Origin of the sequence: Gordonia desulfuricans NBRC 100010 (genome assembly GCF_001485495.1) — a bacterium.
GTDB lineage: Bacteria > Actinomycetota > Actinomycetes > Mycobacteriales > Mycobacteriaceae > Gordonia > Gordonia desulfuricans.
In genome coordinates, this window is the sequence record NZ_BCNF01000184.1 from 1 (window position 1) to 9,499 (window position 9,499).

The window sequence follows — 9,499 nt, forward strand, 5'->3', positions numbered from 1 at the left end:
CCGGGCGGGGCGGCCGATGACCGGCCCGGACGGCGGCGACGGCGTCGGCGAACGCGCCGCCGTTGGGATAACGCTGTTTGGGGTCCTTCGACATCGTGATGTCGATGAGTTCGCGCACGTTGGCCGGCACGGTGTCCGGCAGCGGCGGCGGGGTCTCGCGGATGTGCTTCATCGCGACGGTGATCGCACCGTCGCCGAGGAAGGGGCGGCGACCCACCAGGGCCTCGTAGCCCACCACACCCAGCGAGTACACGTCCGACGCCGCGGTCGCGTCGTCGCCGGTGGCCTGCTCGGGCGAGATGTACTGGGCGGTACCCATCACCATGCCGGTCTGGGTGACCGGGGCGGCGTCGACCGCCTTGGCGATGCCGAAGTCGGTGATCTTGACCTGCCCGATGGGCGTGATCAGGATGTTGCCCGGCTTGACGTCGCGGTGCACCAGTCCCTGACTGTGTGCGGCCTGCAGCGCCCGGCCGGTCTGCTCGAGCATGTCGAGGGTGTTGGTCACCGACAGCCGGCCCAGCCGCGAGATCACCGAGTTCAGCGGCTCACCGTCGACGAGCTCCATCACCAGATACGCCAGGGTGCCGCCGCCACGGTCCGGGGTCTCGCCGTAGTCGAAGACGTTCGCGATGCCGGGGTTGTTCAGCATGGCCGTGGTCTGCGCCTCGGTGCGGAACCGCGCGGTGAACTCCGGGTCGTCGGAGTACTCGGCCTTGAGTACCTTGACCGCCACCCGACGATTCAGCCGGGTGTCCAGTGCTTCCCACACCTGTCCCATACCGCCGGTGGCGATCAGCCGCATCAGCCGATAGCGGTCGGCGATGATGGTGCCGTTCTGCAGCGTCATCGTCCACCTCCTACATAAGCATTGATCACCGCGCGCCCGATCGGACCGGCGGTTCTCGCACCGACCGACGCCACGCCATCCTGTCCGTTCTCGACGACGACCGCCACTGCGATCTTCGCGTCGGTCGACGGACCGAATGCGATGTACCACGTGTACGGCGTGGTCACCGTGCGGTCGCCGTGCTCGGCGGTTCCGGTCTTCGAGGCTATCGGTACCGAGCCTGCGCCCGTGTTCGAGTAGTTCTCGGACCCGACCATCATCGAGGTCAGGCTAGCCGCCTGCTCCGACGTGATCGGCGAGTTCACCGTCGTCGGGGGCGTCGTGTACAGCGTTCGCAGGTCGGCCGACTGCAACTTGTCCACCAGATACGGCTGCATCCGCACCCCGGCGTTGGCGACGGTCGCCGCGACCATCGCGTTCTGCAGGGCGGTCATGGCCACGTCCTTCTGTCCGATCGCCGACAGCGCCAGCGATGCGCGGTCCGGGATGGGTCCGACGGTGGACGCGACCACCGGCATCGGGATGTTGGGGGCCGCGGTGTCCAGCCCGAACAGCCGGGCGGTCTGCTTGAGCTTGGCTGTGCCGTCATCCATCTTGTTGAGCACCAGGTCGGCGAAGGCGGTGTTGCACGAGTACTTGATCGCATCGGCGAGCGTCACCGTTCCACCGCCGGGGCAGGTCTCGTCGCCGTAGTTGGGCAGGCTCGCGGTGCTGTCGGGCAGCCGGAAGTCGGCCGACCCGGTCAGGCGGGTGTCGGCGGTCTTGCCGTCGCGCAGGGCCGCGGCCGCGGTGACCACCTTGAACGTCGACCCGGGTGGGTAGACCTCTTCGATCGCACGGTTCTGCAGGCGCTTGTCGGGTCCGGTGTCGACCGCCCACGCGGCCTCCCGCACGTTCTGGTCGTGGCTGGCCAGCAGGTTGGGGTCGTAGCTCGGCGTCGACACCATCGCCAGGATCTTGCCGGTGGCCGGGTCCATCGCCACCACCGCACCACGGCAGGGACCGTCACACGGCCCGTTGACCATCGCCTCGTAGGCGGTGACCTGCAGCTTGGGGTCGATCGTGGTCACCACGTTGCCGCCGCGTGGGTCGCGGCCGGAGAACATGTCCATGAACCGCTGCCCGAACAGCCGGTCGTCGTTGCCGGTCAGGATCGAGTTCTCGTACTGTTCGAGGCCCACCGAGCCGTACTGGATCGAGTAGTAGCCGGTGACCGGGGCGAAGGCGCGCGGTTCCACCGGGTAGGTGCGCAGGTACTTGTAGCGGCTGTCGGTGGGCTGCGATGCCGCGATCACCTCGTTGCCGGCGATGATCGAACCCCGCTGCCGCGAGTACTCGTCGAGCAGCACGCGGTCGTTGCGCGGGTCGTAGCGCAGCGAGTTCGCCTTGAAGACCTGAACGTAGGTGGCGTTGGCCAGCAGGATCACGATCAACACGATCACCGCCACCGACACCCGTCGGATGGGTTTGTTCACGGGCGTTTCACCGCCCGGGTCTCCAGCGATTCCACCGGCTTGGGCGTCGGCCGACGCTTGGTCGGGTCGGGCTCACGGGCCGCGTTGGAGATCCGGATCAGCAATGCCACCAGCACATAGTTGGCCAGCAGCGACGACCCGCCGTACGACATGAACGGGGTGGTCAGACCGGTCAGCGGGATCAGTTTGGTGACACCGCCGACGACGACGAAGATCTGCACCGCGATGGTGAAGGCGAGCCCGGTCGCGAGGAGCTTGCCGAAGCTGTCGCGGACGGCGACGCCGGTGCGCAGACCACGCATGATGAAGATCAGGTAGAGCATCAGGACGGCGGCCAGGCCCACCAGGCCGAGTTCCTCGCCGATGGTGGCGATGATGAAGTCGGTGTTGGCGAAGGGCACCGCGTTGGGGCGCCCGGAGCCCAGTCCGGTCCCGAACAGTCCGCCGGTGGCCAGCCCGAACAGGCTCTGGCCCACCTGGTAGCCGGTCGAGTAGAAGTCGGCGAACGGGTCGCGCCACACCGCCACACGCACCTGCAGGTGGCTGAACAGGTTGTAGGCGACCACCGCGCCCACCGCGAACAGGCTCAGCCCCAGCACCAGCCAGCTGACCCGCTCGGTGGCCACATAGACCATGGTCAGGACGGTGGTGAAGATCAGCAGCGAGGTACCCAGGTCGGACTCGAAGGCGAGTACGCCGATCGCGAGGATCCAGGCGACCAGCAGCGGACCGAGGTCGCGGGCGCGCGGGAAATCGATGCCCAGGAACTGTTTGCCCGCGGTGGTGAACAGGTCACGCTTGGACACCAGGAACGCCGCGGCGAAGATGATGATCAGGATCTTGGAGAACTCGCCGGGCTGGATGTTGAACAGCGGGGTGCGGATCCAGATCTTGGAGCCGTTGATCTCCGACAGCGACGACGGCAGGATCGCCGGGATCGCCAGGAAGATCAGACCACCCAGGCCCAGCGTGTAGGCGTACCGAGACAGCGCCCGGTGATCGCGGATGACGATCAGGATCACCGCGAACACGGCCATGCCCAGATACGCCCACAGCAGCTGCTGGTCGGCGTTGTTGGTGCGTTCGCTGGGGTTGATGGTCTCGCCGGTGTTGCCCGAGCCCAGGTCGAGGCGGTGGATGAGCACCAGGCCGAGCCCGTTGAGCAGTGCGACGATCGGCAGGAACACCGGGTCGGCGTGCGCGGCGTAGCGGCGCACCACGAAGTGTCCGATGCCGAACAGCACGACGTAGCCGGCGACGTACTTGAGGATGTCCCACGAGAGGGTCTCACCTTGGGCGCTCTGCACGATGAGCAGCGCGATGGTGACCACACCGATGGCGAACACCAGCAACGCCAGTTCGATGTTGCGTCCGGTGTGCTCGGGTCGGCTGGGCGGGGCGTGGGTGGGGGAGGCGGTCTGGGTCATCTACGGCGTCCGACAGCCGTCCTGCCCGGTGGGGGCCGGGGTGGACTGGGGGATCGACGCTGACGTGGGCGCCGACGGGGCACCCGACGAGGGCGTGGCCGACGACGGTCCGGTCACCGGGATGACCTCGCCCTGCTGGTCGGATGCCGGGACCACCTCGTTGGTCGGCGGTTCGGCGCCCGGGGCGGGGGTGGGTGCCGGTGTGGGCGCGGTCGGGCTGGGCAGGGACTGGTCGGGGGTGGTCTCCGGGCACAGCGGCAGCAACCGCAGACCACCGGCGGCCACCCGGATCTCGTCGAGCGGTTTGCCGGAGATGCTGTGCGATTCGACGGTGTTGCGCGACAGGGTCACCAGATCGCTGAGCGGCAGCTCGTCGCACGCCTCGGTGCTGTCCATCGGGCGGAACTCGATGGACGCGTCCGGGGAGGTGGGGTTGAGGATGCACCCCTTCTGCGTGGGGTTGCTGACCTGCAGGAACAGGATGGTGTCGGGGGAGCCCTGGAAGATCAGGACGTTCCCGTCCTGTTCGCCGACGTAGTAGGTGCGGTGCAGGATGCCGCGGATCACGAAGAATCCGCCCACGATCGCCGCGATCACCACCACGGCGATCGCCGCGGCCACCCAGCGTCCCCGATGTCGGGTGGGGGTGGGTTCGTCGTCGGGCAGGATCGTCGGCCGTTGCGGTTCGGCCAGCTTCGGACGCAGGGCGGCAGCCCGGCCGGCCGCGGTCTTCGGATCCGGGGTGTAGGCGTCCTCACCGGTTCCGGCGGCACCGCCGACGATGGGTCGCGACTCGCCGTAGTCGGTGTCGACGACGTCGGCGAGCACCACGGTCACGTTGTCGGGGCCGCCGCCGCGGAGTGCCAGCTCGATCAGCCGGTCGGCGCATTCCTTGTAGTCGGTGATCGACCCGAGTGTCTCGGCCAGCGTTTCCTCGCTGACCACGTCCGAGAGTCCGTCGCTGCACAGCAGATAGCGGTCGCCGGGGCGCGCCTCACGCATCGTGAGGGTGGGTTCGACGGCCTGGCCGGTCAGCGCCCGCATGATCAGTGACCGCTGCGGATGCGTGTGTGCCTGTTCGGCGGTGATGCGCCCTTCGTCGACGAGGGTCTGCACGAAGGTGTCGTCGCGGGTGATCTGGTTGAGTTGTCCGTCGCGGTAGAGGTAGCCGCGGGAATCGCCGATGTGGCACAGCCCGATCCGGCTGCCGGCGAACAGGATCGCGGTGAGCGTGGTGCCCATGCCGTCGAGTTCGGGGGCCTGCTCCACCTGATGGGCGATCGCCTGGTTGCCGGTCTGGGTGGCGCGGTCGAGCGCCGACAGCAGATCGCCCGACGGGTCGTCGTCGTCGAGGGAACGCATCGCCTCGATCACCAGCCGGCTGGCGACCTCACCGGCGGCGTGGCCGCCCATGCCGTCGGCCAGGGCGAGCAGTCGGGGACCGGCATATGCGGAGTCCTCGTTGTTGGCTCGGACCAGGCCTTGGTCGCTTCGCGCGATATAGCGCAACACCAAGGTCACGGGCGCAACTCGATCACGGTCTTGCCGATCCGGATCGGCGTGTTGAGCGGGACCTTCACGGCGGTGGTCACCTTGTCGCGGTCCAGATAGGTGCCGTTGGTCGAGCCCAGATCCTCGACGTACCAGTCATCTCCCCGGCTCGACAGTCGTGCGTGCCGTTCGGATGCGTAGTCGTCGGTCAGCACCAGTGTCGAGTCGTCGGCCCGGCCGATCAGCACTGGCTGCGCACCGAGCGTGATGCGCGTGTTGGCCAGAGCGCCGTGGGTGACGACGAGGAATCGCGCCGACCCGCGTGTGGACTGCCGGCCTCGACCGGATTCACCGGTGCGAAAGCGTGTCAGGCGTGATCCGGATGCGGTGACGATGTCGGCGCGCACGGTGCGGATCACGGCATAGACGAACAGCCAGAGCAGCAGCAGGAACCCCAGTCGGGTCAGCTGCAGCACCAACCCCTGCATGTCGAATCCACCTCCATCGCGGTCTCGTGGTCGTCGAGTCGTCGGCTCCGCCTCGGTGATCCCGGGGCGAACGGACCCGACTGCGATCTTATGGGGTGAATCGCGGACACCCGTCATTCAGAGGTGTCAGTTCCGTCTCGACGTTGGACCGACGGCGGTGCATGCGGCCCGCCGCCGGGGTGTTTGTCGTGGTTCTACTGGAACCGGACGGTGATGTCGGAGTGTCCGACGCGGATGCGATCACCGTCGGCGAGCTCCCAGCTGTTCACCTGCACGTCGTTGACGGTGGTGCCATTGGTGGAGTTCAGATCGGTGAGCATCGCGGTGCTGCCGTCCCAGCGGATCTCCAGGTGCCGGCGGGACACGCCGGTGTCGGGGAGGCGGAACTGCGCGTCCTGGCCACGGCCGACGACGTTGGAGCCCTCCCGCAGCTGGAAGGTTCGGTTGCTGCCGTCCTCGAGCATCAGAACGATCGCGCTCGGCGCGTAGCCGGCAGCGGGGCGTCCGTAGCCCTGGTCGTATCCGTAGCCGCCCTGCTGACCGTAACCCGGCTGCTGTCCGTAGCCCTGGTCATATCCGCCCTGCTGGCCGTAGCCGGGCTGCTGTGCATAACCCTGCTCGTAGCCCTGCTGGCCGTAACCCGGTTGCTGGCCGTAGCCGCCCTGGTCCTGGCCATAGCCCTGCTGGTAGTCGTAACCGCCCTGGCCGTAGCCGCCCTGTTCGTAGCCCTGCTGGCCGTAGCCGGGCTGCTGTGCATGTCCCTGCTCGTAGCCCTGCCGGCCGTAACCCGGCTGCTGCTCGTAGCCCTGCTGCGCGTACCCGGCCTGGTCGTAGCCGCCCGGCTGGCTGCTGTAGCCCGGTTGCTGGCCGTAGCCGGCCTGCTCCTGGGCGGGTTGTGCGTAGCCCTGTTGGTAGTCGTAGCCCTGCTGGCCATAGCCACCCTGGTCGTACGCCGGCTCCGCGCCCCTGCGCTGGTCGTATCCGGGGTTCTGGGTCATTTCTGGGGCTCCTACTTCTCGGGCCGCGCCGTCGGGACGCGGTTGTGCCTGTGGTCGTGCCTGCCCGCGGGGTTCTGGCCGCGGCTCGGCGTCCGGGTTGACCGCGCCACGAGCACGAAACATACCTGTGTGTAAGGACGCAGACTGGTCGAACTCGACGACCACCTGGCCGTACGTCTGCCACCCGTTGTCATGGATGAAGTTCTCCAGGTGCTTGGAGAACCGCTTGCGGTTCAACTCGTACTCGGCCGCGATGTGTGCGTGGTCGGTCGGGCTGAACAGCAACGTGTAGCTGTTTGCGGCCAGGATTGTACCGTCGCCGAGGTTCTCGAGGGACTCCTCGGCTTCACGCTGCAGGCCGTTCTCGATCTCCTGCGGTTCCACCTCACCACCGAACACCCTCGCGAAACCGTCGTCGACGGCGCCTTCGAGCTTGCGCTCGATCCTCTGCAAGATCCCCACCACCGACCTCCCTTCGCGGCATTCTGGCGTGTCGCCGTGCATATGGCCTCTGATGATGATACCGATACTCGCGGTAACGGCTGTCATCGAGCAACTGCAGTGCCCACCGTCTCACCGGCATCACGATGCCGGAAACACGGAAGTCCTCCTTTGATGGTGGACGAACACCGGCCGCGCGTCCACCTCCTGATCGACGCGATGCTTTGATCGGATGGTGTTCGACCTCGTCGCGGGGCCCCGACGTGCCGATTTGTTGTTCGTCGGGGTCTGCGTGCTATCGTCGTCCAGTCGCTGATCGAAGCCATCGATCACGAAAGTCACGGGCGAGTGGCGGAATGGCAGACGCGCTGGCTTCAGGTGCCAGTGTCCTTCGGGACGTGGGGGTTCAAGTCCCCCTTCGCCCACCACGAGCAGTTCAGCTCAAAACGCTGACAAGGGTCAGGTTGCAGAAATGCGGCCTGACCTTTTGTTTTTCTTCCATTGATCTACGGATGTCTGCAAAGCCGGCGATCGGGGAATCTGTGGGCGGAGTCCCTGACTTGGCTGTTTCGGTGCGGAATCTGGGTCGGTGTCATCGTGCTATCGCAGGGTCACGTTTCGTCTGGGCCCATTTGTAGCAGTGAGGTCTGACAGATCTTGCGTGCTGGCCTGCCACACGGGCGATGTGTTCGTGTTCTGAGTCGGTTAGGCGGGAGGGATCGATCCCGTCATGGGGCCTTCGAGTACCCATGGCGGGATCCGTTCTTAGCCCGGTTAGGTTGTTGGGTACGACCGTCCGTTCTCGCAGTGGTCATGGCTGCCTTGCGGGGTGTATCCCGTTGTGAGGGACTACCAGAGTCCGCCCTGGATTCCGGGAGGGGCCGACCACGCAGTTAACTCGCCAGGCGGCGGGACGAACGAGTCTGGGGCCTCGACGACGCGAAGCCGGCGGAGCATGCCCCTGACGTTTCCTTGCATCCGAACGATGTGGTGGCCGATGCCGATGCTGTCGGCACCGGCGATTCCCATAGTGAAACCGGCAACATGGATGTCGTCGCCGAATGAGTCGAACGTGGCGTGTGCAAAGACGCCTGGCCGGACTGTTGCGGCCGATACCGCCGTCCCCTTACGTGAGAAGCAGGCGTCTAGGCGGGGCTCGATATCGATCACCTTGCCCACAGCCGCACCGCTTGTCGTCAGGACGGGTTGCAAGCCGATCATCCGGCCACCGACCGCCTTAGACGTGCGAAGCGGTCCCGATAGGAGGTAGGCGCCGAACGCATGGCCTCGCATCAACGCAGTCACTACCTCACCTTCAGGGACCATTTTCATGCGTTTCTTGAGGGCTATCCAATGTATGGGTTCGACACCTGATCGGCTTGCGGGACGACCGCGATCAATTCAGTCCACGCAAGAGACGCGACCCAAGTTTTAGAATCGCGTGCGATACAACGTGTGTGAGTTGAACAGATCGGTTGGGGTACAGGGGAAATGGGGACGTGCCGGTCCCTGGGTCATCGTTGTCCGCTGGGCAGAGGCGGGTGAGAAGGTTGCGCAGAGATGCTGTTGGCGAAGCCGTCCGACGAGCACGCCTCAGTGCCGGGCTAAACCAGCAGGCGTTGGCCGACGCCAGCGGCGTGAGTCGCCCGCCGATTGCCCGGATCGAAACTGGCGAGGCGTCAACACAAGTCGATCGACTCTGGATCTTGTCGAAGCGCTCGGCACAACTCCTAGCGGAGTCCTCAGTGAAGCAGAGCGGTATCTCAGTAGCGATGGATAGCCATGGCGGCGAGCCGGGGTACCTCGAATTCAGCTGTCAACGGCCAACGTGACCTGGGGTACCTTGGTATTCAAGGAAGGACCATTAGCCTAAGCGTGGCTTCGGGTTTCATCCGGTGCGTGCGTTCCTCGACCACAGTGCCACCGGTACCGGTGAACTCCTGGCGATTGAACCCCTGGCGATCGAGTTGCGGGCCGGCAATGCCGGAGCGAACACCGGCGCCGATCACATCACCGTCACCACCGACGCACTGGAGCAGCTACGAAGGTACGGGGCTACCGGGTCAGCTGTGGCCACCCGACTCCATGGGTTCAGGTTGTCAAGTGTCTACTTCTCTGTTCTAATCGTTCCGTTAGTGAATTCGGGGTTCACCATTCGTTGTTTTGGGATGAGCCTCGACGCATCAGGATTGACACTATGACGCGGGGGTCATCATGGGTGGTCAGGGTTCGTTGGTTCATCGTCTTTCGCGTCACCGACTGTCCCGCAGGATATTTCAGGGGGCGGTGGCGTGTGTTGCGGTGTCGGCCCTCAGTGTTGGCGGCGGGG

The 9,499-nt window shown here is 66.0% G+C and carries 8 protein-coding genes, 1 tRNA gene and 1 pseudogene; 3 read left to right on the plus strand and 7 right to left on the minus strand.

The window, feature by feature from the left end; genetic code table 11:
• From GD1_RS23220 to GD1_RS23245, 6 genes are all read right to left on the minus strand, one after another.
• A partial coding sequence (locus tag GD1_RS23220) for a serine/threonine-protein kinase (RefSeq protein ID WP_157079602.1) occupies positions 1-850 on the minus strand: 850 nt, incomplete at its 3' end.
• On the minus strand, positions 847-2,325 hold the full coding sequence (locus GD1_RS23225; RefSeq protein ID WP_059039876.1) for a peptidoglycan D,D-transpeptidase FtsI family protein: 1,479 nt from the start codon (positions 2,323-2,325) through the stop codon (positions 847-849). The genes GD1_RS23225 and GD1_RS23220, both read right to left, overlap by 4 nt.
• Positions 2,322-3,752 (minus strand): FtsW/RodA/SpoVE family cell cycle protein, encoded by a 1,431-nt coding sequence (locus GD1_RS23230; RefSeq protein WP_059039878.1) that lies wholly within the window; start codon positions 3,750-3,752, stop codon positions 2,322-2,324. Before GD1_RS23230 ends, GD1_RS23225 begins: the two co-directional genes overlap by 4 nt.
• Positions 3,753-5,273, minus strand: coding sequence for a PP2C family protein-serine/threonine phosphatase (locus tag GD1_RS23235; protein WP_053777631.1), 1,521 nt, complete (start codon positions 5,271-5,273; stop codon positions 3,753-3,755). It lies immediately after the preceding gene.
• A complete protein-coding gene (locus tag GD1_RS23240; RefSeq protein ID WP_020793043.1) occupies positions 5,270-5,731 on the minus strand; it encodes an FHA domain-containing protein FhaB/FipA in 462 nt (153 codons plus the stop codon). The genes GD1_RS23235 and GD1_RS23240 overlap by 4 nt, the downstream gene beginning before the upstream one ends.
• Before the next feature lie 194 nt (positions 5,732-5,925).
• A complete protein-coding gene (locus GD1_RS23245; protein WP_059039879.1) occupies positions 5,926-7,191 on the minus strand; it encodes an FHA domain-containing protein in 1,266 nt (421 codons plus the stop codon).
• Between the two features lie 321 nt (positions 7,192-7,512).
• Between GD1_RS23245 and GD1_RS23250 the strand changes: the two genes are divergently transcribed.
• Positions 7,513-7,598, plus strand: a tRNA-Leu gene (locus GD1_RS23250).
• Positions 7,599-8,019: 421 nt separating this feature from the next.
• Here the strand turns inward: GD1_RS23250 and GD1_RS23255 are convergent.
• Positions 8,020-8,475: a hypothetical protein gene (locus GD1_RS23255; RefSeq protein ID WP_157079603.1), complete on the minus strand. Its 456-nt coding sequence runs from the start codon at positions 8,473-8,475 to the stop codon at positions 8,020-8,022.
• A gap of 236 nt (positions 8,476-8,711) precedes the next feature.
• Here GD1_RS23255 and GD1_RS24520 point away from each other — a divergent pair, with 236 nt between their 5' ends.
• Complete coding sequence (locus GD1_RS24520) at positions 8,712-9,002, plus strand: helix-turn-helix domain-containing protein (RefSeq protein WP_244882987.1); 291 nt, start codon at positions 8,712-8,714, stop codon at positions 9,000-9,002.
• A gap of 39 nt (positions 9,003-9,041) precedes the next feature.
• Positions 9,042-9,212 (plus strand): annotated as a pseudogene (locus tag GD1_RS25580) (IS1380 family transposase); the annotation flags it as partial.
• Between the last annotated feature and the right edge of the window lie 287 nt (positions 9,213-9,499).

Excerpts from the sequence above, each read along its gene's own strand:
- GD1_RS23230 (WP_059039878.1), bottom strand. The coding sequence starts at position 3,752 with ATGACCCAGACCGCCTCCCCCACCCACGCCCCGCCCAGCCGACCCGAG.
- GD1_RS23240 (WP_020793043.1), bottom strand. The coding sequence starts at position 5,731 with ATGCAGGGGTTGGTGCTGCAGCTGACCCGACTGGGGTTCCTGCTGCTG.